We start from the raw sequence: 23,711 nt of genomic DNA, 5'->3' as shown, positions 1-23,711 counted from the left end.
GCATTCCTCACTCCGCGGCTCAGGTCAGTCCGTTCTGTTTGCGGAAGTAGGGAATCACGTGTTCGCCGATGTTCTTCAGGGTTTCGAGCTGTGCCCATTGGGGCACGGTGCCCATCTGGCAGATGAAGAGGATTTCGTCGGCGCCGGCGTCGATCAGGCGCTGCACGTAGCCGATGCAGTCCTTGACGGTGCCGTAGGCATGGTTGGGGTTCATCATCGCCATGGTCGGGTCGGAGAAGTCCACGGTGACTTCCTCGGAGGCGAAGCGCGACTTGATCACGGCCTGGCCGTTGCCGTCGATGAAGGTGTCGTCCTTCCACTTTTCCGGGTCCGGGCGTTCGCCGCCGGCGTACCAGTAGGCCAGCGATTCCATGAAGTAGCGTTGGCCGCGGATGCCGATGTGGCGGGCCTGCTCGTTGTCGTCGAGGACGATGGCCGGGCAGAGGGCGGCGATGTGGCGGTTGGGGCGGAAGCCGACCTGGTTGTTCGCGTCGCGGTTGTCCCAGGCCTGGTGGTAGACGGCGACCTTCTTGGCGATTTCCTCGGGGCCGCCGAAGCCCAGCACCAGGGCGCCCATGCCGCGGCCGCCGGCGTTCTTCAGCGACTCGGTGTTGGTGCAGGCCAGATACATCGGCGGGTGCGGGTCCTGGTAGGGCTTGGGATGGATCGGGCGCTTGGGGATCTTCACGAAGTCGCCGTTATGCTCGATCTCGTCCTGCACGAACATTTTCGGGATCAGGTACATGGCTTCGTCGATCTGCGGCTGCAGGGTGGCCAGGTCGTAGCCGAAGGTGCCGGCTTCCTGCTGGGTGCCGCCCTTGCCGACGCCGAAGTGCACGCGGCCCTTGGAGAGCAGGTCGAGGGTGGCGATGCGCTCGGCGACCTTCACCGGGTGGTTCATGGCGGGCGGCAGGCAGACCACGCCGTGGCCGATGCCGATGCGTTCGGTCTTGCCGGCGACGAAGGCGAGCATGGTTTCCGGTGCCGACATGTGCGAGTAGTTGGTCAGCGCGGTGTGCTCCACGCACCAGAAGGTGTCGAAGCCGAGCTGGTCGGCGAGCACGGCCTGCTCGACGGTTTCGTCGAAGATGCGACGGTCGCCTTCGCGGCTGCTGTCGATCGTCTGTGCCTCGTAGATCAGGGAGAATTTCATGCGCGTGGCCCTTCTTGTTCTTGATTCGGTCAACCCGGATTGCCGGGTGTTGGGCGCATGGTGTGGGATCGAAAAACCGCCTGAATCCTCCAAACAGACTAATCATCTTGCGCCGCTGCACAGCACGACGCCCGCGCGGGGCGGGCGTCGTGGCGGGGTGGTTTCGCCAGGTCCGTAGGATGGCTAGAGCGGCGCGAAACCCCTCGACAAGGGCTCAGAGGAAGAAGTCGGTGCTGTCCAGCCCCATCCCCACGCCGCCCAGGTTGAGCGCGTACTTGCCTGGGCAGTTGGCCACGTGGGCGCGGCCGGTGTGGATATCGCGGAAGGCGCGGTTGATGCCGTGGTGGCGGAAGATGGTGGAAGCGCCGCTGTTGTACATCAGCGCTTCCACCGCCTGGGCGCACTTGTCCGGGACGATGGCCGAGTCGTAGCGCATCTTCACCCGTTCCGCCATGCTCAACGGCTCGCCGGCCCTGGCGCGCTGGGTCATCAGCGCGAAGTTGCGCAGCAGCACGGTGCGGCATTCGTCCACGGTGACCATGGCCTTGGCCAGGGCGGTCTGCGCGCCGGGGTCCTGGATGATCTTGCGGCCATCGTTGACGCCGACGCGGCCCTTGTTGGCGTCGATGAACAGGTCGATGGCGCCCTGCAGCGCCCCGATGGTGGAGGACGACACGGCGCGCACGAAGATCTGCCCGAATGGCAGGCGGAACAGCGGCGCGGTGTTCACCGCGTTGCCCGGGCTGTTCTGCAGGAAGCCGTCGAGGGCGCGGTGGGTGCGGTACTCCGGCACGAACACGTCGTCCACCAGCACGTCGTGGGAGCCGGTGGCTTCCAGGCCCATCACGTCCCAGTTGTCGAGGATGCTGTAGTCGTGACGCGGCACCAGGAAGGTGCGGTAGTCCGGGGCCTCGCCGTCCTTCTCCGGCGGCACCATGGCGCCGAGGAAGGCCCACTGGCAGTGCTTGCTGCCGGAGGAGAAGCCCCAGCGGCCGCTGAGGCGGAAGCCGCCGTCGACACGGGTGACCTTGCCCACCGGCATGTAGGAGGAGGAGATCAGCACGCTCGAGTCCTGGCCCCAGACCTCCTGCGCGGCGCGGTCGTCGAACAGCGCCAGCTGCCAGTTGTGGATCGCCACCACGCCGAGCACCCAGGCCGAGGACATGCAGCCTTCGGCGAGGGTCATCTGCACCTCGAAGAAGTCAGCGGGCTCCAGCTCATAACCCTCCCAGCGCGCTGGCTGGAGGATGCGGAAGAAGCCCGCCTCCTGGAAATCGCGAATCGTCTCCGCGGGGAGCAGGCCGTGCTTGGCGGCCAGCGGTGCGCGCTCGCGCAGCACCGGCACCAGCTCACGGGCGCGTTGTTTCAGGCGTTGGCGGATCAGGTCGTGGTCGAGCATGTTGTTGTTCTCCGGTTGAAGGCTTTTCCACCTATCGCCGGGCATTCAAGCAACGGGCAAGGGGGCGGGCATCCCTCAAACGGACCATATGTCCGGCAATCCAACTAGTCCCCTCGGACGATGTTGCTCGGCCGGGGCTGGCGAAAAATCGGCAGCACTTGAGCACAACAAGAGGGCAGTGCGATGAGCCAGGCCGATCTGAAAGCCGCGATGCTCCAGGCGATGCGTCGTCTGGCCAAGTCCGTGACCATCATCACCACCAGCAACGGCCAGGAACGCTTCGCGATGTCCGCCACGGCGGTGGATTCGCTGTCCACCGAGCCGCCGTCGTTGCTGATCTGCGTGAACCAGAGTGCGTCGTTGCACGGGGTGCTGGATGCCGGCGCGGACTTCTGCGTGAACATCCTCGGGCTGGAGCAGGAGGAGCTGTCGCACCTGTGCAGCGGCCCGGTGAAGGGCGAGGCGCGCTTCCAGCGGGGCGACTGGCGCAGCAGCGAAGGCGGCATTCCCTACCTGGGCGACGCCCAGTCGGCGATTCTGTGCCAGCAGGACGGCAAGTTCAGCTACGGCACCCACACCATCTTCATCGGCCGGATTGTGGCGATCCACAACAGCGTGGAGATCAGCCCGCTGGTCTACCTCGACGGCACCTACACCACCACCGCGCCGACTCTGGCCGCTGCTTGCTGAGGGCGCCGCATGACCGTGATGGAGCAGAACCCGGAAGACCCGCTGCAGGTGGTTGACGCTGCGCAGCTCAATTGGGATGACAGTGCCGACCTGCTGGTGGTCGGTTTTGGCGGCGCCGGTGTTTGCGCTGCTCTGGAGGCTCGCGACCAGGGCGCTTCCGTGCTGGCGTTGGATCGCTTTGCCGGGGGTGGCGCGACGGCGCGCAGCGGCGGCGTGGTCTATGCCGGCGGCGGCACGCCACAGCAGGCCGAGGCAGGGGTCACGGATTCGTCCGAGGCGATGTTCGATTACCTGTGCCAGGAAGTGGGCGACGCGGTGTCCGCCGAGACGCTGCAGGACTTCTGCGAGCGCAGTAGAGACAACCTGGTCTGGCTGGAGCGGCAAGGCGCCGGCTTCCAGGGCAGCGTGCCGCCGATGAAAACCTCCTACCCGAGCGATCAGTACTTCCTCTATTACTCTGGCAACGAAGCCGTGCCGAGTTATGCCGCCACGGCCCGGCCTGCACCGCGTGGCCACCGTGCCCTGGGCTCCGGGATGTCCGGTTACAACCTGTACGCACCGCTCAAGGCCAGTGCCCTGCGCCAGGGAGTGCGTCTGCGCACTCAGTGTGAGGTACGTCGCCTGGTGCTGGATGGCACCGGTCGGGTTATCGGTGTCGAGGCCTGGGAAATTCCGGCGGGCAGCCGCGCCGCGCGACGCCATGCACGGCTGGCGCGCTGGACTGACGCCTTGCATCCCTATGCACCGGCCTTGGCCGAACGCCTGCGGCGCAAGGTGCGAGGGCTTGAACTGGCCCATGCGGAGCGCCGGCTGATCCGTGCCCATCACGGCGTACTGCTCAGTGCCGGCGGATTCGTGTTCAACCGCGCCATGCTCACCGTCCATGCGCCGCGCTACCTCGGTGGGTTGCCGCTGGGTACCAGCGGCTGCAACGGCAGCGGCATGCGTTTGGGGCACAGTGCAGGCGGTACGCTGCAGCGTATGGAAAAAGTCAGCGCCTGGCGCTTTATCAATCCCCCCTTGGCCTGGGCCAAGGGGGTGATCGTCAACGGCGCCGGGTATCGCTACTGCAACGAAGAGGTCTATGGCGCCAAGCTCGGGCACGCCATGGTGGAAGAGCAGGGTGGCCGCGCGATCCTGATCATCAATCGTGCGCTGTTCCGCGAGGCTTTTGCGCAGATCGGCCCTGGCAAGGTCTGGTCCTTCCAGCGCCTGCCGGCCCTGCTCAACCTGCTGTTCAATGCCAAGCGCGGCAACAGCGTCGGCCAGTTGGCTGCACGGGTCGGTCTGCCCCGCGAAGCCTTGGAGCAGACGCTGGCGGACTACGGTGATGCCGCTCGTGGCCTGCGTGAGGATGCCTTGGGCAAGTCGCGCGGCTTCCTCGCGTCGCTGGACGAGGGGCCCTGGTATGCCCTGGATCTGTCTTTCACCAGCACGCTCTATCCCTGTCCGGTGATCACCCTGGGCGGCCTGGCTGTTTGCGAGCGCAGCGGCCAGGTGCTGGACCGCGACGGCCAGACGGTTTCTGGCCTGTTCAGTGCCGGCCGCAACGCGGTTGGCGTTGCTTCCAACTTCTACGTATCCGGTCTGTCCCTCGCTGACTGCGTTTACTCGGGGCGTCGTGTTGGCGCCCACGTGGCCGGTCTGGTTCGGGCTGCCAAAGCTTCCCAAGGAGAACAACAATGAAACGAGTCGAAGGCAAAGTCTGCATTGTCACCGGCGCCGCCAGCGGGGCTGGGCGCGAGGATGCACTGCTGTTGGCCAGTGAGGGGGCGAAGGTGGTGCTCACCGACCTCAATGATGAGGCCGGTCGCCAGGTTGCCGCTGAGATTGGCGAGAACGCGCTGTTTATTCGCCAGGATATTGCCAGCGAAGCCGACTGGCAGAACGTCATCAGGCTCACCCTGGAAACCTTTGGCCGTCTCGATGTGCTGGTGAACAACGCCGGCATTCTGGCCCTGGCCAGCATCGAAGACACCAGCCTGGAGCTCTGGCAAAAGATCCAGCGGGTCAACAGTGACGGCTATTTCCTCGGCTGCAAGCACGCTATCGCCGCGATGAAAGATAGCGGTGGCGGTTCCATCATCAATATGTCCTCGGTGGCGGCGCTGGGCGGAATGCCGGCCTTCTGCGCCTACTCCGCCTCCAAGGGAGCCGTGGCAGCGCTGACCCGCTCGGTGGCGCTGCACTGCAAGGAGCAGGGTTACCGCATCCGCTGCAACAGCGTGCACCCAGACGGCATCAACACCCCCATGACCCAGCCCCTCACCGGTCTCCAGGACGTGCCGCAGGACGTGCTGGACCAGAACCCGAAGAATCGCATGTGCGCCCCACGCGACATCGCCAATCTGGTGCTCTTCCTGGCGTCGGATGAGTCGCGCTTCATCAACGGCAGTGAACTGCGCATCGACAACGCGCAGACCGTCAGCGGCCTGCTGTAACGCGGAGATGGCCATGGGCAGCGCGCAGCCTCTTGTGATCGAACCCCAACACTCCGGCGCCTTCCAACTGGAAGTGGCGGAGGTAATCGCCGAAACCCACGACAGCCGTTCTTTGGTGCTGCGGATTCCCGCAGGGCTGGAAGAGCGCTTCCGCTACAAGGCGGGGCAGTATCTCGGCTTTCGCGTGATGCTCGGTGGCAAGCGGCTGACGCGTTGCTATTCCATGTCCAGCTCGCCGGATTGCGATGCCTTGCCCAAGGTCACCATCAAGCGGGTGGAAGGCGGCCGGGTGTCCAACTGGTTCAACGACCAGGTGAGCCCCGGCGACTTGCTGGAGGTGCTGCCGCCGGCCGGGCATTTCCACCTGCGCCCCGGCGAGCATGACCTGGTGCTGTTCGGCGGTGGTTCGGGGATTACCCCGGTGTTCTCCATCCTCAAGTCGGCACTGAAGACCACCCGGCGTCGAATCAAGCTGGTGTACGCCAATCGCGATGAGGCTTCGGTGATCTTCCGCGACGAACTGAAGGCGCTGGCCAAGGCCCACGTGGAGCAGCTGGAAGTGGTGCATGTGCTGGACTCGGTGCAGGGCTTTCTCAGCGAAGGTGAGGTGAACCAACTGGTACGCGGCCATGCGGGCGCGGAGTTCTACATCTGTGGGCCGGGGCCGTTCATGGATACCGTGGAGCGCGCGTTGTTGGCGCGAGGAGAAGCGCGTGAGCGCATTCATGTCGAACGCTTCGTCTCACCGCCCGACCCGGATGCGCAGGCGCCCATGCCGGTACCCGCCAGCGCGGCCGTGGAGGAGCTTTTAGTGGATCTGGATGGCCAACTCAGCCCAGTGACCGTTCAACCCGGCGAGACCCTGTTGCAGAGCATGCGCAATGCCGGCCTCGATGCGCCCTATTCCTGCGAGGAGGGCTTCTGCGGTGCCTGCATGTGCAAGGTGGAGGAGGGCGAGGTGGTGCTCTCCCGCAACGATATTCTCAGCCCCGCCGAACTGGCCGAAGGCTGGACCCTGGCGTGCCAGGGCCGCCCAGGCAGTGCGCGGCTGAAACTGAAGTTTCCGGGGTGACAGCCGGAGGCTACCGCCCTCGCGGGTGGTATTGAGCGTGTATGTCTGTGCCTTTACACCCGGCTTCGGCCGGGTTTTTTATTGGTGCGGCCTTTGGGGGGATGTCAGTCTTGCCGGGTCTGAACCGGGGGAGAGGCTTTGTGGGGACGATTTCAATCGCCATGCGGACCGAAGGTTCTCCCCCCACATTGATCCGTGTGAAGCCCACCCAGCGGGTGTAGTCCCAACGGACGATCATCCACCGGACCGGTTTCTGTAGACTTCGCTGAAAAAACCATTCCAAGAACAAGCAATGAGGTTTCCCATGGCACGTCTGTCTAGCAAGGTCGCGGTCATCACTGGCGCCGCATCGGGTATTGGTCTGGCTTGCGTCCGGCGCTTCGCTGCCGAGGGCGCGCAGGTAGTCGGACTGGACGTGGGGGAGCCCCGTGCGGATGTTGCTGCAAGCCTGGAGGGATTGATCCCGGCGCCGCTGTTCATGGCCCTGGACGTGCGGGACGAGTCGAGGGTGCAAGCCGTGATGGAAGAGGTGGTGCGCCGCTTCGGGCGTATCGATGCGTTGGTCAACGCCGCCGGAGTCGCCAGCCAGGGCAACATCACCAGCGCGCCTACCAGTGAATGGCAGCGGGTGCTGGATATCAACCTGACCGGCAGCATGCTCACCAGCAAGTACGCCCTGGTGCCGATGCTGGCGCAAAAGAGCGGCTCCATCGTCAACGTCGGCTCGATCTTCGGTGAGCAGGGCTGCGACAACAACACTGCCTACAACGTCTCCAAGGGCGGCATCAGCCAGCTCACCCGTTCCCTGGCTATCGACTACGGCCATGCCAACATCCGTGTCAACGGCCTTTGCCCGGGACTGATCGATACCCCCATGACCCAGATGGTCAAGGAGCAGGAAGCCTTCCACGCTTTCTTCGCGTCCCAGCACATGCTGTGCCGCGCGGGGCGTCCGGAGGAGGTGGCCAATGTCGCGCTGTTCCTCGCCTCGGACGATGCCTCCTTCGTCAGCGGGCAGATGATCGGCGTCGACGGCGGCTTCTCCGCCGGTCGCCGCTTCGCACCGCCACAAGCCTGATTTCTTTGCCTTCACCACGGCCGGGGTTACCCGGCCGCTGTCCCGTCGCGCCCGAGAAAAGCCCATGCCAAACCTGGAAAGCGCCCTGACCATTCCTGAACTGCTCGACGCTGCTGCAACGCGCTACGGCGAGTCCATGGCCATCGAGGACGACAGCACCCGCATCAGCTATCACCGGCTTGACCAGCTGCGCTGTCAGGCCGCGCGTGCCTTGTTGGCGCTGGAGGTGCAGTCCGGTGAGCGCGTGGCGATCTGGGCCCCGAACATCCACGAATGGATAGTCGCCGCCATCGCCCTGCAGAGCGTGGGGGCGGTACTGGTGCCGCTGAACACGCGGATGAAGGGCGCGGAGGCGAGCTTCATCCTGCGCGAGAGCGGCGCCAGTCTGCTGTTCGTGATCGGAGAGTTCCTCGGCACGGACTACCCGGCATTGCTGGCCGGTGAGGCAATGCCGGCGTTGCGAACGCGGGTCTGCCTGCGTGGCACGGCCGAGGGTTGCCTGGGCTGGGACGCCTTCATGGCGCTCGCCGAGGAGGTTTCTCCGGCGGAACTGGCGGTGCGCGAAAGCCAGGTTGGCCAGCACAGCCTGTCCGACCTGCTGTTCACCTCAGGTACCACCGGCAAACCCAAGGGCGTGATGACGGGGCATGGCCAGAACCTGCGTATCGTCCGTGACTGGAGCGCGATGGTCGGTTTGCGTCCTGGTGATCGCTACCTGATCGTGAATCCGTTCTTCCACAGCTTCGGCTACAAGGCCGGCTGGCTGGCGGCGTTGATGCGTGGCTGCTGCATCCTGCCGCAGCAAGTGTTCGACGTGCCGGCAATGTTGGAGCGCATCGCTCGCGAGCGGGTCAGCGTACTGCCCGGCCCGCCGACGTTGTACCAATCGATCCTGGCTTTCCCGGAGCGTGAGCGATATGACCTGTCCAGCCTGCGGGTAGCGGTGACCGGAGCTGCCTCGGTACCGGTGGAGATGGTGCGGCGCATGGGGCGCGAGCTGGGTTTCGAAACCATCGTCACCGCCTATGGCCTGACCGAAGCCTGTGGTTTCGTCACGATCTGCCGGCCGGGAGACTCGGCGGAACGGGTGGCGACCACCTCGGGCCGTGCCTTTCCGGATGTGGAAGTGCGCTGCGTGGACGGCGCCGGCCAGCCGGTGCCGCCGGGCCAACCGGGGGAATTGCTGGTACGGGGCTACAACCTGATGCAGGGCTACTTCAACGACCCGGAGGCGACGGCCGATACCATCGATGCCGAGGGCTGGCTGCACACCGGGGATATCGGGGTACTGGATGAGGATGGTTACCTGCGGATCACCGACCGCATCAAGGACATGTTCATCACAGGTGGCTTCAATGTTTACCCGGCGGAGATCGAGCAGGTCATCCTGCGCTATCCGGGCATCGCCCAGGCAGCGGTGATCGGTATCCCCGACGAACGCCTGGGGGAAGTGTCCATGGCCTTCCTGCTGCCGGCTGCCGGGCAGCACGTGGATACCTGTGACTTCCTCGCCTGGTGCCGCGAGCAGATGGCCAACTACAAGGTGCCGCGCCGCGCGCAGGTGGTGGAGGCCATGCCGCTGAACGCGGCGGGCAAGGTCACCAAGGATGCGTTACGCAGGATGGTGGAAGTCAGTTGAGTTCGTCCTGACCAGGAAGGATGCCGAGGCCACACGACTCAGAGTGTGAAACCTTCCTTCTCCATTCGCGCCAGCAGGCCTTGCCAGAACGGCAGTTCGGTGGTGCTGCCGACGCGTTTGAACACCCGCCCATTCACCGCGTAGAGGCCCAGGGTGTCGAAGGCGTAACGCAAGGCCAGGTCTCTGCGGCGGGAGGCGGGGAGGATGTCGTCGACCAGGTTGTCCAGCACCAGGGGCTCGGCATCAGGGGTTTCGTAGTAGGTCACGACCATATGCGCCTGGTTCAGCTCCAGCGCGCGTGCGTAGGTGATGCGCAGCTTGTCCGGGGCGACGCCCAGCTGCAGCAGGGTGAAGTACTTGGCGAGGGCGAAGTCCTCGCAGTCACCGGCGCCCTTGGCCAGGGTTTCCACGGGAGTGGCCCAGTAGTCGCGGCGCTGCCAGAGTGCAGTGTCGTCGCTGAAGCGTACTTGGCGGTTGATTTCGCGGTTGACCGCCTGCAGCTGTTGCCGTTCGGTCAATCGACGACCGCTTTCCAGCAGGTCGTGCCAGGCCTGCAGACGGTCTTTGGCCGGTCCGCTGCGGCCATAGCGTTTTTCCGCCTTGCGCAGCACCGGATCGACGCTCCAGGCGGCGTTGGCATCGCCAGTGCCGATCAGCAGGCTGCCGCTGAAAAGGGCGAATGCCAGCAATTGCCAGGAAAGGGGTACGCCGAAGCGGCGTGTGACGGGCTTCTGCAACGGGTTGACTCTCCAGGGAAAGCGGCCGGAGCCGGGTTCTGCGGTGGATCAATCCGTTGAGCGAATCACCGGCAGAGGAAATACCTCCGCCGGTTCGAGGATGTGGGAACACTAGGATCAGTACATGTGGCGCTGCAAGCAGCAGGAGACGCACGGCAGAGGTGCCGGAGTCCCGGGAGCGGCTCAATGGCTCTGGGGCGAGGTCCGGCGGTTCTGGCCGGTTGTCGGAAACTTCGCTAACTGTCTGCCCGGCGGGCGCGTAGGTTTTGGACGCGCACCCGACGGGCGGTCATTACGGGGCTATTTCCCGAATTCGACCCTCTGTTGGTGGATCAACGACTGATACTTCGGCTTTTGTCGCCCATCGAAGCGCATGCCTTCATCCTCATAAGATTGGCCAGCCGCGGTCGGCTGTTCCTCGACCATCCGGGTAAAACTCTCGCTGGAGTCCTCCCTCATCTGCAGCAGTTGCTGGTTGCGTACCCGGTACTCGTCCAGGCGGTCGCTTCCATTCTCCGCGAGGACCGTACCCGGTCCCGTTGTCACCACCAGGGCCAAAAACAGGCCGCTGAGGGTGGTCGTGCTGAATGTCGATTTCATCGTCGTTTCCTCTTGTTGCCCACTCGCCTCCCCACGAGTTGGATGAACAGGATCGTCCTTTGTTACAGCCCGTGGCGGTGGCCTGACCGATGGCAAGGAAATGGACCGACGGGCATAGGCAAGCCAATGAATGGCATGGAGTTTTCCGAATTTCATGCCCGTTTTGGGTGCCCTGTTGCAGGGCGTCGGGGTGGTAGCGGCAGGCTGCGATGGGCGGAAAAAATACGCCCCCGCCAAGCATGGAGGGGGCGCCGCGTGGATTCCTCGTCCGTGAGGATAGGGGAGTCGCGGATCAAGCGTTCGGGGAGCTTGCTCCCTGTTCTTTCCAGCCGCCGAGGGCCTTGTACAGGTTCACTTCGCTGGCGAGCTGGTTGAGGCGGTCACCGATCAGTTGCTGGCGGGCGCTGAACAGCTGGCGCTGGGCGTCCAGCAGGGTCAGGTAGCTGTCGACGCCGGTGCGGTAGCGGCGCTCAGCGAGGCGGTAGTACTCCTCGGTGGTTTTCACCAGGGCGCGCTGGGCGCCGAGCTGCTGTTGGTAGGTCGTGCGCGCCGCGAGGCCGTCGGAAACTTCCTGGAAGGCGACCTGGATGGCCTTCTCGTATTGCGCCACCTGGATGTCTTTCTGCAGCTCGGTGTAGTCGAGGTTTGCCTTCAGGCGGCCGGCGTTGAAGATCGGCAGGCTGATGCTCGGCTGGAATAGCCAGCTGCCGGAGCCGGCGTCGAACAGCCCGGAGAGCTCGTTGCTCATGCTGCCGGCGTTGGCGGTCAGGCTGACGCTGGGAAAGAAGGCCGCGCGCGCCGCGCCGATATTGGCGTTGGCTGCCTTCAGCTGGTGTTCCGCCTGGGCCACGTCCGGCCGACGCTGCAGCAAGTCGGACGGCAGGCCCGGCGGTACTTCGGCGAGCAGGTCCGCGTCCAGCGCCAGGCCCTTGGGCAGATCCGCCGGAATGCCGGTGCCCACCAGTTGCGCCAGGGCATTGCGGTCCTGGGCCACCAGGCGGGTGTACTGCGCGAGGCTGACCTGCGCACTTTCCACGGCGGTTCGCGCCTGGCTCAGGGCCAGGGCGTCGGCAACCCCTACGTCGAAGCTGCGCTGGGTAAGGGCGTAGCTTTCCTGGTAGGTCTTGAGGGTGTCCCGAGTCAGTTGCAGCAGGGCCTGGTCGGCTTGCCAGTCGAGATAGGCGGTGGCCACCGAGGCCACTATGCTGATCTGGGTGCTGCGGCGGGCTTGCTCTGTGGCGAAATACTGTTCCAGGGACTGTTCGTTAAGGCTGCGCAGGCGGCCGAAGAAGTCCAGCTCCCAGGCGCTGGTGCCGAGGGTGGCGCTGTACTGGCCGTTGGTGGTGGCCTGGCCACTTTCGCTCAGAGAGCCGGGGAGACGCTGGCGGGTGCCGCCGCCGTCAGCCGAGATGCTGGGGAACAGCTCGGAACGCTGAATGCGGTAGAGCGCACGATAGGCCTCGACGTTCAGCGCGGCGGTGCGCAGGTCTCGGTTGTTGTCCAGGGCGAGCTGCACCAGTTGGCGCAACGCCGGGTCCTGGAAGAACTCGTTCCAGTCGAGGTCGGCGGCGGCAGTGCTCACCTGGGCCTCGCCTTGGGTGTACGCCTCGCCCTGGGGCCAGGCGTTGTCCACGGGCGCTTCCGGGCGCAGGTAATCGGGGATCATGGAACAGCCACCGAGCAGGGTCGCGGCGATGGCCAGGGAAATCAGGGAATGCCTCACTGCAGGGCCTCCTTCTTGATCGCGGCCTTGCTCGCCTTGTCCTTGAACAGCGAGCAGACCAGCACGTAGAACAGCGGCACCCAGAAGATGGCCAGGACGGTGGCGGTGAGCATGCCGCCGATCACGCCGGTACCAATGGCGTGCTGGCTGCCGGAGCCGGCTCCGTTGGAGATGGCCAGGGGCACCACGCCGAGGATGAACGCCAGCGAGGTCATGATGATCGGGCGCAGGCGCATGCGGCAGGCTTCCACGGCGGCGTCGAACAGGCTCTTGCCCTGTTCGTGCAGCTCCTTGGCGAACTCGACGATGAGGATCGCGTTTTTCGCCGAGAGGCCAATGGTGGTGAGCAGGCCGACCTGGAAGAACACGTCGTTGGACAAGCCGCGCATGCTGGTGAACATCAGCGCACCGATGACGCCGAGCGGAACCACCAGCATCACCGAGAACGGGATCGACCAGCTCTCGTACAGCGCCGCAAGGCAGAGGAATACCACCAGCAGCGACAGCGCGTAGAGGGCCGGGGCCTGGGAACCGGACAGGCGTTCCTCGTAGGAGAGGCCGGTCCAGGAGTAGCCGACGCCGGCTGGCAGCTGCTTGGCGATTTCTTCCACCGCAGCCATGGCTTCACCCGAGCTGTGGCCCGGAGCCGCCTCGCCGAGGATCTCCACTGCCGGTACGCCGTTGTAGCGGGCCAGCTTGGGCGCGCCGTAGGTCCATTCGCCGCTGGCGAAGGCACTGAACGGCACCATCTGGCCCTGATCGTTGCGTACGAACCACTTGTTCAGGTCTTCCGGATTCATTCGGGCTTCGGGTTCACCCTGCAGGTAGACCTTCTTCACCCGGCCACGGTCGATGAAGTCGTTGACGTAGCTGGCGCCCCAGGCAATGGACACGGTGTTGTTGATGTCGGACAGGGAGATGCCGTGGGCACGGGCCTTCTCGTCGTCGATCAGCAACTGGTACTGGGGCTCATCGCGCAGGCCGTTGGCGCGCACGCGGTTAAGTACCGGGTTCTTTGCCGCCAGTTCGAGGAACTGGTCACGGGCGGCGTTCAGCGCTTCATGGCCGACACCTGCACGGTCCTGCAGGAAGAAGTTGAAGCCGGTGGCGTTACCCAGTTCCATCACTGCCGGCGGGGCGAAGGCGAAGACCATCGCATCGCGGAAACTGAAGAAGTGCTGCTGGGCGCGCTGGGCCAGGTCGAACACGCTCTGGCCTTCGGCGGTGCGCTCTTCCCAGGGCTTGAGCATGATGAAGGCCATGCCCGAGCTCTGGCCGCGCCCGGCGAAGTTGAACCCGGTCACGGTGAACACGGATTTCACGGTGTCCTTCTCATTTTCCAGCAGGTACTCGCGCATCTGGTCCACGACCACCTGGGTACGCTCGGCGCTGGCGCCGGACGGCGTCTGCACCTGGGCGAAGAGCACGCCCTGGTCCTCTTCGGGGAGGAAGGCGGTGGGAATGCGGGTGAACAGCCAGCCCATGGCGATGAGGATCACCACGTAGAGCAGCAGGTAGGGCGCCTTGCGCTTGAGGATGCCACGCACGCCACGCTCGTAGCTCTGCACGCTGCGGTCGAAGCTGCGGTTGAACCAGCCGAAGAAGCCGCGTTTCTCAACGTGGCCCTTGGCGATGGGCTTGAGCAGGGTAGCGCACAGGGCCGGGGTGAAGATCAGCGCCACCAGCACCGACAGGGCCATGGCCGAGACGATGGTGATGGAGAACTGCCGGTAGATCACGCCGGTAGAGCCGCCGAAGAAGGCCATTGGCAAGAACACGGCCGAGAGCACCAGGGCAATGCCCACCAGTGCGCCCTGGATCTGGCCCATGGATTTGCGGGTGGCCTCCAGCGGCGACAGGCCTTCCTCGGCCATCACCCGTTCGACGTTTTCCACCACCACGATCGCATCGTCCACCAGCAAGCCGATGGCGAGCACCATGGCGAACATCGTCAGGGTGTTGATAGTGAAACCGAACATCGCCAGCACGCCGAAGGTGCCCAGCAGCACCACGGGCACGGCGAGGGTCGGGATGATGGTGGCGCGGAAATTCTGCAGGAACAGGAACATCACCAGGAACACCAGGACGATGGCTTCGCCCAGGGTGTGGATAACGCCTTCGATGGAGGCGGAAACCACCGGGGTGGTGTCATAGGGGAAGACCACTTTCATCCCGGCGGGGAAGAAGGGTTCCAGCTCCTTGATGGTGGCGCGGATCGCCTTGGCGGTATCCAGGGCGTTGGCGCCGGTGGCCAGTTTGATGGCCATGCCGGAGGCGGGCTTGCCGTTGAACTGGGCGCTGATGCTGTAGTTCTCTCCGCCCAGCTCGATCTTCGCCACGTCCTGCAGGCGCACCTGGGAGCCGTCGCGGTTCACCTTCAGCAGGATGTTGCCGAACTGCTCGGGAGTCTGCAGGCGGGTCTTGCCGATGATGGTGGCGTTCAGCTGGGTCCCGGGGGAGGCGGGCAGGCCGCCCAATTGGCCGGAGGAGATCTGCACGTTTTGCGCCTGGATGGCGGTCTTCACGTCCACCGGGGTCAACTGGTAGTTGTTCAGGCGCGCGGGGTCCAGCCAGATGCGCATGGCGTACTGGGCACCGAACACCTGGAAGTCACCCACTCCCTTGGTCCGTGAGATTGGGTCCTGGATGTTGGAGACGATGTAGTTGGCCAGGTCGTTCTTGTCCATGCTGCCGTCTTCGGAGACGACGCCGATGACCAGTAGGAAGTTCTTCACTGCCTTGGTCACGCGGATACCCTGTTGCTGCACTTCTTGCGGCAGCAGCGGGGTGGCCAGCTGGAGCTTGTTCTGTACCTGCACCTGGGCGATGTCAGGGTTGGTGCCCTGCTCGAAGGTGGCGGTGATGCTCATGCTGCCGTCGGAGTTGCTCTCCGACGAGATGTAGCGCAAGCCGTCGATGCCATTGAGCTGCTGCTCGATGATCTGCACCACGGTGTCCTGCACCGTCTGCGCCGAGGCACCGGGGTAGCTGACCTGGATGCCCACTGCAGGTGCGGCGATGCTGGGGTACTGGTTGATCGGCAACTTGAGGATCGACAGGGCGCCGGCGAGCATGATCACCAGCGCGATCACCCAGGCGAAGATCGGGCGATCGATGAAGAATCTCGACATCTAAGGGCTCCTCAGTGGCTCTTGGCCAGGTTGTCACCCGAGGGCTGCTGGGCAGCCACATTGGTCGCCGGCGCGGCATTCACTTCGACGCCCGGGCGCACGAACTGCAGGCCTTCGGTGATCAGGCGGTCGCCCGGGTTCAGGCCTTCGCTGACCAACCAGCGGTCGCCGACGGCGCGTTCAGCTTTCAGTTGGCGCAGTTCGACCTTGTTCTCGGCGTTCACCACCAGCGCGGTGGCTTGGCCCTTGAGGTCGCGGGTCACGCCTTGCTGCGGCGCAAGGATGGCTTGCTGCTTCACCGCCGAACTCAGGCGGGCGTGGACGAACATGCCGGGTAGCAGGGTGTGTTCCGGGTTGGGGAAGACCGCGCGCAGGGTCACCGAACCGGTGCCTTCGTCCACCGAGACTTCGGAGAACTCCAGGCTGCCTTTGTGCGGGTACTCGCTGCCGTCTTCGAGCAGCAATGAAACCTTTGCGCCATTGCCTCCGGCCTTCTCCAGCTGACCTTCAGCCATCTCCCGCCGTAGGCGCAGGAGGTCCTTGGTGGACTGGGTGACGTCAACGTAGATCGGGTCGAGTTGCTGGATGGTGGCCATGGCCAGTGTCTGGCCGTTATTCACCAGGGCACCTTCGGTGACTGTCGAGCGGCCGACGCGTCCGGATATCGGTGCCAGCACCTTGGTATAGCGCAGGTCGATCTTCGCTTTCTCCAGTGCGGCCTCGGCCTGCAGGCGGGCAGCGTGGGATTCATCGTAGGCCTGCTTGCTCACGGCCTGGTCGCTGACCAGATCCTTGTAGCGATCCGCCAGGGATTGCGCCGACGCCAGGCTGGCCTGGGCGCTTTTGAAAGTGGCGGAGTAGACGGACGGGTCGATTTGGTAGAGCTGCTGCCCGGCCTTGACCTCGCTGCCTTCGGCGAACAGGCGCTTCTGGATGATGCCGTCCACCTGCGGACGCACTTCAGCAATGCGGAATGCTGCGGTGCGGCCAGGGAGTTCGGTGGTCAGGGTGAAGCTCTGGGGCTGGAGGGTGACGACGCCAACCTTGGGCGTCTGGGCGGGCGGGGGAGCCGAGGCTTCCTGGCAGCCGGTCAGGGCGAGTGTGGCCAGAGCGATGGCGGAAACCAAGGCGGCAAAGGCTGGCTTCATGGGCATCTGAAGGGACCTCATTGTTTCTGGGATGCGGCCCTGGGGGAGGGCCGGACGCAAAGCGGGTTCTGGATTCTTACAGAGGAGTGCGAATATACTTACATGCGTGAATGTTTGTAAATCGAATCTTCCAGGGACGGTGTCAGAAAGTATTTCGACGTAATGATGATTTTTCCTTTGTCAGCAATCAGATAGGTCCTAGTGGCGAATGGCCAGACGTACCAAAGAGGAAGCCGAAGAAACCCGCGTGCAGATACTCGATGCCACCGAGCGGGTATTTCACGAAAAGGGGGTTTCCCGCGCCTCGCTGGCTGAGATTGCTGCTGCCGCCGGAGTGAGTCGTGGTGCCATCTATTGGCATTTCGAGAACAAGACTGATCTGTTCCAGGCCATGCTCGAGCGAATCCACATGCCCCTGGAGGAGCTGGCCCGCGCCAGCGAGAGCGAAGACGAGCCCGATCCCCTGGGGCGCATGCACCAGTTACTGGTGCGCTTGCTCAAGCGCGTGGAACTCGACCCGCAGAGCCGGCGCATCCACGAGATCCTGCGGCACAAGGTGGAGTACACCGAAGAGCTGGGTGACTTGCGGCAGAAGATGCAGGACCAGAGTGCCGAGTGCGACTTGCGCATCACCAAGGCCCTGCGCAATGCGGTGAGTCGTGGCCAGCTACCTGCCAACCTGGACTGCCGCCGTGCCGCCGTCAGCGTGCATGCGTATATGGAAGGCATCCAGACCAACTGGCTGCTGGTGCCGGACGGATTTTCCCTGGCCGGCGAGGCGGAGAACCTGGTGGATAGCCTGATGGATATGCTGAATTTCAGCCCGGCGTTACGGGTCAGGACGGCGTGACACCCCGTTGCAACGCTTCAGTCCTCTTCCTGGCCCGTGCGTCGGCTGTTGGGGCGCATTCCTCGACGAACCGCTGAAGCGCCATTCACTGCAACGCATCGGGTTCCACCTGCTTCAACTGTGTGGTGTGACCGCGCGGAAGGGTGGATGGAGGCGTGCGATTCACGCGGAATCGGTGCGGCCTCTTTCCCGGTATTCGATGGGTGCGTCATTTATCCGGCGCCAATTCGGCTCGCAAGACCCCGCCAAGTGTCTTCATTCTTCTCGGAAATCAGGCGGAACGCCTTCTGGAATGGGGCTTTCAGGGTTAATACGAAGCTCTCTCATCTGCCCGCTGGTGTCGCTGGTCGGGGTTAATCCCGCAGCCGTCCGGCAGGGGGGGGCCGTCACTGGCGGCCAGCATGAGACTTGGCTAAGGATGTCTGTAGGCTTCTGTGGGGGCAGCGCCGTTTCGCTCCAGGGGCTCGAACTATAAGAAGGCGGCCGGACCATGGCCCAACCCATCACTCAGCCAGTGGATCGCCGAGATGAAGAATTTCTCGCAGCCCCGTACCGAGTTGTCCGAAGCCCTGAACCGCCTGCGCCGCACGTTCTATGTCGTTGGCGGTTTCAGCGGGGTTATCAACCTGATGATGCTGGCGCCCGCCCTCTACATGCTGCAGGTCTACGACCGCGTGCTGGCGAGCAGCAACGTCACCACCCTGTTGATGCTGACGGTCCTGATGCTTGGGCTCTACGTGCTCATGTCGTTGCTGGAGGTGGTGCGGTCGACCGTGCTGATCCGCCTTGGCAACCGACTGGACATGAGCCTGAACAAGCGCATCTTCAACGCCTCCTTCGAACGCAATCTGCGCCGCGCCGGTGGCAATCCGGCCCAGGCCCTGCAGGACCTGTCCCTGGTCCGCCAGTTCCTCACCGGCAACGGCCTGTTTGCCTTCTTCGACGCCCCCTGGACACCCATCTATCTGCTGGTGATCTTCCTCGTGCACCCGCTGCTGGGCATTATCACGCTGGTCGGTTCGGTCATCCTGTTCGGCCTGGCCCTGCTCACCGAGGTGATAACCCGTGGCCCGTTGGCGGAGGCCAACCAGGCGTCGATGGCGTCTGGCTCCTTCGCCAACAACAACCTGCGCAACACCGAAGTGATTGAAGCCATGGGGATGCTGCCGGCGATCCGCGAACGCTGGTACGGCAACCATCAACGCATCCTCGAGAAACAGACCCTGGCCTCTGACCGCGCTGCCTACATCAACGGCGCCAGCCGTTTCGTGCGGATCACCCTGCAATCGCTAATCCTCGGCGCTGGCGCGTTGCTGGCGATCAAGGGTGAGATCACGGCAGGCATGATGATTGCCAGTTCGGTCCTCAGCGGCCGTGCCATGGCGCCTGTGGAGCAGGCCATCGGCGTATGGAAGCAATTGCTGTCTGCCCGCACTTCCTGGGAGCGCCTGTCCAAGCTGCTGCAGGACTTCCCCGCCCGCAAGGACGCCATGGCGCTGCCCAAGCCCCAGGGCGCGCTGTCGGTGGAGCAGGCCATGTCGGCGGCACCAGGCGGCGTCTCGACAATCCTGCGTGGGATCAATTTCAGCCTCTCGCCTGGCGAGGCCTTGGGCATCATCGGTCCGTCGGCTGCTGGCAAGTCCACGCTGGCCCGCCTGCTGGTGGGCGTCTGGCCGGCGCAGTCGGGCAAGGTGCGCCTGGACGGTGCTGACATCTACCAGTGGAACAAGGAAGAACTGGGCCCCTGGATTGGCTATCTGCCGCAGGATGTGGAGCTGTTCGAGGGCACGATTGCCGACAACATCGCCCGCTTTGGCGAGCTGAACAGCGAAGAAGTGATCCTTGCGGCCAAGCGTGCCGGGGTGCACGAGATGATCCTGCACTTCGAGAAGGGCTACGACACGCCGTTGGGGGTAGATGGCAGCCCGCTGTCCGGTGGGCAGAAACAGCGTATCGCCCTGGCCCGTGCCATCTATGGCGACCCTTCGATGATCGTGCTCGACGAACCCAACGCCAACCTCGACGACCTGGGCGAGGCGGCGCTGGTGGAAGCCATCCTCGACCTGAAGAAGCGCGGCAAGACACTGATCCTGATTTCCCACCGCCCCAGCGTGCTCAGCACGGTGGACAAGGTCCTGCTGCTGCGCGATGGCGGCATGCAGTTGTTCGGTCCTCGCGACGAGGTGTTCGCAGCGCTGCGCCAGGCCAGCGTCATGCCCTCTGTGGGCACGCCCAACCTGGCCTCGATGCGGGCAAAGGAGTAATCGATCATGCAAGCGGCAAGCGAAAGCAAGGCCCTGGTACGGGTCGAACAACCGATACAGGTGGACATGGATGACACCCGTCCGGCCCGTTGGGGCGTCTGGATGGTGCTGGCTGGCTTCGGCGGCTTCCTGATCTGGGCCGTGCTGGCTCCCCTGGATGCTGGCGTAGTGGCCAATGCCACGGTCAACGTCACCAATGCCCGCAAGACCGTCCAGCACCTCACTGGCGGCACGGTGGACTCCATTCTGGTACGTGAGGGCGACAAGGTGCGCGCCGGCCAGGAGCTGGTGCGTCTGGACCCGACCCAGGCGATCGCCGAGCAGGGTGCCCTGAGCTCCCAGTACATCGTGGCCAAGACGGTGGAAGATCGCCTGGCTGCCGAGCGTGATGGCGCCGATTCGGTGACCTTCACACCGGACCTGCTGGAGCGTTTTGCTGGTGACCCGCGCCTGCAGGAGGCAATAGCCTTGCAGCAACGGCTTTTCCACACCCGGCGCAAGGCCCTGTTGGGCGAGGTCAGCATCCTGCACGAGAACCTCAATGGCGCCGAAGAGCAACTCAAGGGGCTGCGCCAGGTACAGGCTACCCGCGCCAGTCAGTCGAGCCTGCTGGGGCAGGAGTTGGAAGGCGTGCGCAGCCTGGCGGCAGAAGGCTACATCCCGCGTAACCGTATGCTCGAACTGGAGCGCAGTGCCTCGGAGTTGAACGGCTCCATGGCGCAGAACATCGCGGATATCGGCCGCACCCGGAACCAGATCGCCGAGCTCAAACTGCGCATCCTCCAGCGTGAGCAGGATTTCCAGAAGGAAGTGGAGTCGCAGTTGACCGATGTACAGAAGGAAACCACGTCGTTGGGCGAGCGCCTGCGTTCGGTGGACTACCAGGTGGAAAACACCGTGATCCGTTCCTCTATCGACGGCATCGTCCTGGGCCTGAACGTTGCCACCGTCGGTGGTGTCATCCAGCCCGGTGAGCGGATCATGGACGTGGTGCCGGACAAGGAACCCCTGCAGGTGGATGCCCAGGTGCCGGTACAGGCCATCGACAAGATGGTTCCGGGGCTGCCTGTGGATATCACCTTCCCGGCCTTCAACCATGCACAGACACCCAACATTCCCGGTCGGGTGATGACGGTCGCGGCCGACCGTCTGGTGGACGAAGCCAGCAAACAGCCCTATTACTTGACGCAGGTGGAAGTGACCGAGGAAGGCATGAAGCTGCTCGGGCCTAACAATATCCGGGCAGGTATGCCGGCCACCGTGACCATTAAGACCGGCGAGCGCAGCCTGATGAGTTACTTGATGAAACCACTGCTGGGCCGCGTCGGAAGCGCATTCAAGGAGCAGTAAAATGAGACTCCGGAAGGCTCTAGCCGGTTTTCTCGGAGCCGTCGCCCTGCCGGCGACGGCCATGGACCTCAGCGAAGCTTGGAACGTCTACCAGAATCAGGGGCCGACTTACCTGGCCTCGGTACACGAACGCCAGGCCGGCCAGGAATACAAAGAACTGGGCAAGGCTGGCCTGCTGCCGAACATCAGCAGCACCGTCTACTGGAAACGGGTGGACGGGACCAGCGAACAGGACAATGTCTTCGGTAGCTCCGTGGAGAGCGACCTGGAGTACGACTCAAGGGGGGCGGTGGTGGAGATGCGCCAACCGCTGTTCAACAAGCAGCGGATGGCGGAGTACCGTCAAGGCAAGCAACGCACCCTGTTCAGTGACGCAGTATTCGATGTCAAGACTCAGGAATCAGCAGTCAGTCTGGCTAGCCGCTACTTCTCCGTGTTGCTGGCGCTGGAAACCATCGATCTGGCCAACGCCAAGCTGAAGAACCTGGAGAACCAGGTCATGGCCGCCAAACGACGCTTCGAGTTGGGCGACGGGACGGTGATCGATGTCGATCAGGCGTCCGCTCGGCGCGACCTGGCCCAGGCGGAGCTGATCGAAGCCGAGGACAACCTGCTGGTGGCACGGCGCCTGCTGCAGGAACTGCTCGGCGTATTGCCGGAGCAAATGTCCACCTTGCGCACCGAGTTCCCTACGCCGCCATTGGAGCCCCCAAGCCTGCAGGACTGGATCAACGACGCACGGGCCAATAACCCGACCATCATCGCTCGTAGTCGCAGTCTGGACATCGCCGATGAAGAAGTGAGCCGGGCCAGGGCCGGGCACTGGCCGACCCTGGACTTCGTCGCGGCCTACAACGATTCGGAAAGCGATTCGGTCTCTACCCAGGACCAGACAAACAAGTACGGTTCGGTGGGCGTGGAGTTCCGCATGCCGATCTTCACCGGTGGCGCCACCAGCGCGCAGGTGCGTCAGGCGTCTGCCAATCGCGAGCTGGCCAACGATCAGTTGAACTCCAGCCGTGAGGAAGTGCTGTCGGGCACTACTCGTGAGTTTCGCGGTGTGCAGAGCGGCGAGCAGCGAGTGCGCGCACTGGAGACAGCGGTGGTGTCCAGCGAACGGGCGCAGGACTCGGCGCGCAAGGGCTTCCAGGCGGGCACCAGTACCAACCTGGACATCCTCAATGCCGAGGAGCAGGCCTTCATCGCCCGCCGTGACCTGTTGGAGGCCAAGTTGCGATATCTGCTTTCCCGCCTGCGCCTGGCTGCGTCGGTAGGCTCACTGGGTGAGGACGATATCCAGCAGGCCAATGCCTACCTGGGGCCGGCGCTTCCGATGCGCCCTTGAGGTGATTCGGAGCCGCCGACGGTGGATCGATGACGCGTGATCCACCCTAGGACTGACAAGGGAGAATGTCGCTTTTCGCATCCACCAGCCCTTTGTCGGGCATGGCTTCGTTCTAGTAAAACACCGCCCGTCATATCAGGCGCGAGTCACCGGTGAGGGGCTGTTCACCGCGCAGCACATACCCCTTCCAGTGTGGCAAACGACGTGTCCTTGGCCGTCAGCAGGAAGTCGCGCATGAAAGGCGCATCCAGCATATCGGCACGGATCGCGGCGAACAGGGTGCAGTACAGGCCTTTCTCACCCAGACGCTTGGCGGTGACGTAGCCGCGCGAGCTGTACTCGTGCAAGGCCCAGTTGGGCAGGCAGCACACGCCGCGACCGCTGGCGACCAACTGCATCATCATCACCGTGAGTTCTGAGGTGCGCACCTGGGCGGGTTCCACATCGGCCGGCTCAAGGAAGCGGGTGAAAATATCCAGTCGGTCGCGTTCCACCGGGTAGGTAATCAGGGTCAGGCTGGAGAGGTCATCGGGAACGATGAACGGCTTGCTGGCCAGGGCGTGCTGGTTGTCCACCGCCAGCAGCGCCTCGTAAGTGAACAGCGGTACATAGGTGATGCCGGCGAGGTCGATGGGGTCCGACGTCACCACCAGGTCCAGGTCGCCTCGGGCGAGGGCGGGCAGGGGGGCGAAGGAGAAGCCTGAGGCGAGGTCCAGCTCCACCTCGGGCCAGGCGTCGCGAAACTGGTCGATGGTCGGCATCAGCCACTGGAAGCAGCTATGGCACTCGATGGCCATGTGCAGGCGGCCGGCGGTGCCGCCGGCGAGGCGGGCCAGGTCCCGCTCGGCGCTGCGCAGTTGCGGCAGCACGCTGTCGGCCAGCTGCAACAGGCGCAGGCCGGCGCTGGTGAATCGAACGGGCTTGGTCTTGCGCACGAAGAGCTGCATGCCGAGGCGCTCTTCCAGTTCCTTGAACTGGTGGGAGAGGGCGGACTGGGTCAGGTGCAGGCGTTCTGCAGCTTCTACCAGACTGTCGGCTTCGCGTAACGCATGCAGGGTTTTGAGATGGCGCAGCTCGAGCATGGCGCTCTC

At 64.2% G+C, this 23,711-nt stretch carries 18 protein-coding genes; 10 read left to right on the top strand and 8 right to left on the bottom strand.

Annotation, left to right across the window (positions count from 1 at the left end):
* Positions 1-19 precede the first annotated feature (19 nt).
* Together E8F20_RS02045 and E8F20_RS02040 are read right to left on the bottom strand one after the other, a co-directional pair.
* On the bottom strand, positions 20-1,153 hold the full coding sequence (locus E8F20_RS02045; RefSeq protein ID WP_280282216.1) for an LLM class flavin-dependent oxidoreductase: 1,134 nt from the start codon (positions 1,151-1,153) through the stop codon (positions 20-22).
* 214 nt (positions 1,154-1,367) lie between these two features.
* Positions 1,368-2,552 carry a flavin-dependent monooxygenase gene (locus E8F20_RS02040; protein ID WP_280282215.1) on the bottom strand — a complete coding sequence of 395 codons (1,185 nt, stop codon included), beginning with the start codon at positions 2,550-2,552 and terminating at the stop codon, positions 1,368-1,370.
* A gap of 183 nt (positions 2,553-2,735) precedes the next feature.
* Between E8F20_RS02040 and E8F20_RS02035 the strand changes: the two genes are divergently transcribed.
* The 6 genes from E8F20_RS02035 (at position 2,736) to E8F20_RS02010 (ending at position 9,472) form a co-directional block, all read left to right on the top strand.
* Positions 2,736-3,242, top strand: a complete 507-nt coding sequence (locus E8F20_RS02035) for a flavin reductase family protein (RefSeq protein WP_280282214.1) — start codon at positions 2,736-2,738, stop codon at positions 3,240-3,242.
* 9 nt (positions 3,243-3,251) lie between these two features.
* Positions 3,252-4,928, top strand: coding sequence for an FAD-binding protein (locus E8F20_RS02030; protein WP_280282213.1), 1,677 nt, complete (start codon positions 3,252-3,254; stop codon positions 4,926-4,928).
* Entirely contained in the window at positions 4,925-5,683 is a 759-nt protein-coding gene (locus E8F20_RS02025; RefSeq protein WP_280282212.1) for a glucose 1-dehydrogenase, read from the top strand. The genes E8F20_RS02030 and E8F20_RS02025 overlap by 4 nt, the downstream gene beginning before the upstream one ends.
* A gap of 13 nt (positions 5,684-5,696) precedes the next feature.
* Positions 5,697-6,755: a 2Fe-2S iron-sulfur cluster-binding protein gene (locus E8F20_RS02020; protein WP_280282211.1), complete on the top strand. Its 1,059-nt coding sequence runs from the start codon at positions 5,697-5,699 to the stop codon at positions 6,753-6,755.
* 304 nt (positions 6,756-7,059) lie between these two features.
* The gene (locus E8F20_RS02015; protein WP_280282210.1) at positions 7,060-7,833 is read left to right on the top strand and encodes an SDR family oxidoreductase; all 774 of its coding nucleotides are present in this window, start codon (positions 7,060-7,062) and stop codon (positions 7,831-7,833) included.
* A 64-nt stretch (positions 7,834-7,897) separates the two neighbouring features.
* Positions 7,898-9,472 (top strand): FadD3 family acyl-CoA ligase, encoded by a 1,575-nt coding sequence (locus E8F20_RS02010; RefSeq protein WP_280282209.1) that lies wholly within the window; start codon positions 7,898-7,900, stop codon positions 9,470-9,472.
* 38 nt (positions 9,473-9,510) lie between these two features.
* Here E8F20_RS02010 and E8F20_RS02005 read toward each other — a convergent pair whose 3' ends face one another.
* The 5 genes from E8F20_RS02005 to E8F20_RS01985 form a co-directional block, all read right to left on the bottom strand.
* Entirely contained in the window at positions 9,511-10,209 is a 699-nt protein-coding gene (locus E8F20_RS02005) for a transglutaminase-like cysteine peptidase (RefSeq protein WP_280282208.1), read from the bottom strand.
* Positions 10,210-10,509: 300 nt separating this feature from the next.
* Positions 10,510-10,809 carry a hypothetical protein gene (locus tag E8F20_RS02000; RefSeq protein ID WP_280282207.1) on the bottom strand — a complete coding sequence of 100 codons (300 nt, stop codon included), beginning with the start codon at positions 10,807-10,809 and terminating at the stop codon, positions 10,510-10,512.
* Between the two features lie 292 nt (positions 10,810-11,101).
* A complete protein-coding gene (gene adeC, locus E8F20_RS01995; RefSeq protein ID WP_280282206.1) occupies positions 11,102-12,532 on the bottom strand; it encodes an AdeC/AdeK/OprM family multidrug efflux complex outer membrane factor in 1,431 nt (476 codons plus the stop codon).
* Positions 12,529-15,663 (bottom strand): efflux RND transporter permease subunit, encoded by a 3,135-nt coding sequence (locus tag E8F20_RS01990; protein ID WP_280282205.1) that lies wholly within the window; start codon positions 15,661-15,663, stop codon positions 12,529-12,531. The genes adeC and E8F20_RS01990 overlap by 4 nt, the downstream gene beginning before the upstream one ends.
* An 11-nt stretch (positions 15,664-15,674) precedes the next feature.
* Positions 15,675-16,817: an efflux RND transporter periplasmic adaptor subunit gene (locus E8F20_RS01985; RefSeq protein ID WP_280282204.1), complete on the bottom strand. Its 1,143-nt coding sequence runs from the start codon at positions 16,815-16,817 to the stop codon at positions 15,675-15,677.
* Between the two features lie 202 nt (positions 16,818-17,019).
* On the opposite strand from E8F20_RS01985, the gene E8F20_RS01980 reads away from it, so the two are divergent.
* The 4 genes from E8F20_RS01980 (at position 17,020) to E8F20_RS01965 (ending at position 22,620) form a co-directional block, all read left to right on the top strand.
* On the top strand, positions 17,020-17,661 hold the full coding sequence (locus tag E8F20_RS01980; protein ID WP_280282203.1) for a TetR family transcriptional regulator: 642 nt from the start codon (positions 17,020-17,022) through the stop codon (positions 17,659-17,661).
* 527 nt (positions 17,662-18,188) lie between these two features.
* Complete coding sequence (locus E8F20_RS01975; RefSeq protein ID WP_280282202.1) at positions 18,189-19,925, top strand: type I secretion system permease/ATPase; 1,737 nt, start codon at positions 18,189-18,191, stop codon at positions 19,923-19,925.
* 6 nt (positions 19,926-19,931) lie between these two features.
* A complete protein-coding gene (locus tag E8F20_RS01970; protein ID WP_280282201.1) occupies positions 19,932-21,275 on the top strand; it encodes an HlyD family type I secretion periplasmic adaptor subunit in 1,344 nt (447 codons plus the stop codon).
* Between the two features lies 1 nt (position 21,276).
* Complete coding sequence (locus E8F20_RS01965) at positions 21,277-22,620, top strand: TolC family outer membrane protein (RefSeq protein ID WP_280282200.1); 1,344 nt, start codon at positions 21,277-21,279, stop codon at positions 22,618-22,620.
* A 164-nt stretch (positions 22,621-22,784) separates the two neighbouring features.
* Here E8F20_RS01965 and metR read toward each other — a convergent pair whose 3' ends face one another.
* A complete protein-coding gene (gene metR, locus E8F20_RS01960; RefSeq protein WP_280282199.1) occupies positions 22,785-23,702 on the bottom strand; it encodes a transcriptional regulator MetR in 918 nt (305 codons plus the stop codon).
* Positions 23,703-23,711 lie beyond the last annotated feature (9 nt).

Source organism: Pseudomonas sp. BN415 (genome assembly GCF_029871195.1).
GTDB classification, from domain to species: domain Bacteria; phylum Pseudomonadota; class Gammaproteobacteria; order Pseudomonadales; family Pseudomonadaceae; genus Metapseudomonas; species Metapseudomonas resinovorans.
This window is presented reverse-complemented; position numbering and strand designations above follow the sequence as displayed.

Coding starts and splice junctions, on each gene's coding strand:
- E8F20_RS02045 (WP_280282216.1), bottom strand. CDS start 1,153: ATGAAATTCTCCCTGATCTACGAGGCACAGACGATCGACAGCAGCCGC.
- E8F20_RS02040 (WP_280282215.1), bottom strand. CDS start 2,552: ATGCTCGACCACGACCTGATCCGCCAACGCCTGAAACAACGCGCCCGT.
- E8F20_RS02035 (WP_280282214.1), top strand. CDS start 2,736: ATGAGCCAGGCCGATCTGAAAGCCGCGATGCTCCAGGCGATGCGTCGT.
- E8F20_RS02030 (WP_280282213.1), top strand. CDS start 3,252: ATGACCGTGATGGAGCAGAACCCGGAAGACCCGCTGCAGGTGGTTGAC.
- E8F20_RS02025 (WP_280282212.1), top strand. CDS start 4,925: ATGAAACGAGTCGAAGGCAAAGTCTGCATTGTCACCGGCGCCGCCAGC.
- E8F20_RS02020 (WP_280282211.1), top strand. CDS start 5,697: ATGGGCAGCGCGCAGCCTCTTGTGATCGAACCCCAACACTCCGGCGCC.
- E8F20_RS02015 (WP_280282210.1), top strand. CDS start 7,060: ATGGCACGTCTGTCTAGCAAGGTCGCGGTCATCACTGGCGCCGCATCG.
- E8F20_RS02010 (WP_280282209.1), top strand. CDS start 7,898: ATGCCAAACCTGGAAAGCGCCCTGACCATTCCTGAACTGCTCGACGCT.
- E8F20_RS02000 (WP_280282207.1), bottom strand. CDS start 10,809: ATGAAATCGACATTCAGCACGACCACCCTCAGCGGCCTGTTTTTGGCC.
- E8F20_RS01990 (WP_280282205.1), bottom strand. CDS start 15,663: ATGTCGAGATTCTTCATCGATCGCCCGATCTTCGCCTGGGTGATCGCG.
- E8F20_RS01985 (WP_280282204.1), bottom strand. CDS start 16,817: ATGCCCATGAAGCCAGCCTTTGCCGCCTTGGTTTCCGCCATCGCTCTG.
- E8F20_RS01980 (WP_280282203.1), top strand. CDS start 17,020: ATGGCCAGACGTACCAAAGAGGAAGCCGAAGAAACCCGCGTGCAGATA.
- E8F20_RS01975 (WP_280282202.1), top strand. CDS start 18,189: ATGAAGAATTTCTCGCAGCCCCGTACCGAGTTGTCCGAAGCCCTGAAC.
- E8F20_RS01970 (WP_280282201.1), top strand. CDS start 19,932: ATGCAAGCGGCAAGCGAAAGCAAGGCCCTGGTACGGGTCGAACAACCG.
- E8F20_RS01965 (WP_280282200.1), top strand. CDS start 21,277: ATGAGACTCCGGAAGGCTCTAGCCGGTTTTCTCGGAGCCGTCGCCCTG.
- metR (WP_280282199.1), bottom strand. CDS start 23,702: ATGCTCGAGCTGCGCCATCTCAAAACCCTGCATGCGTTACGCGAAGCC.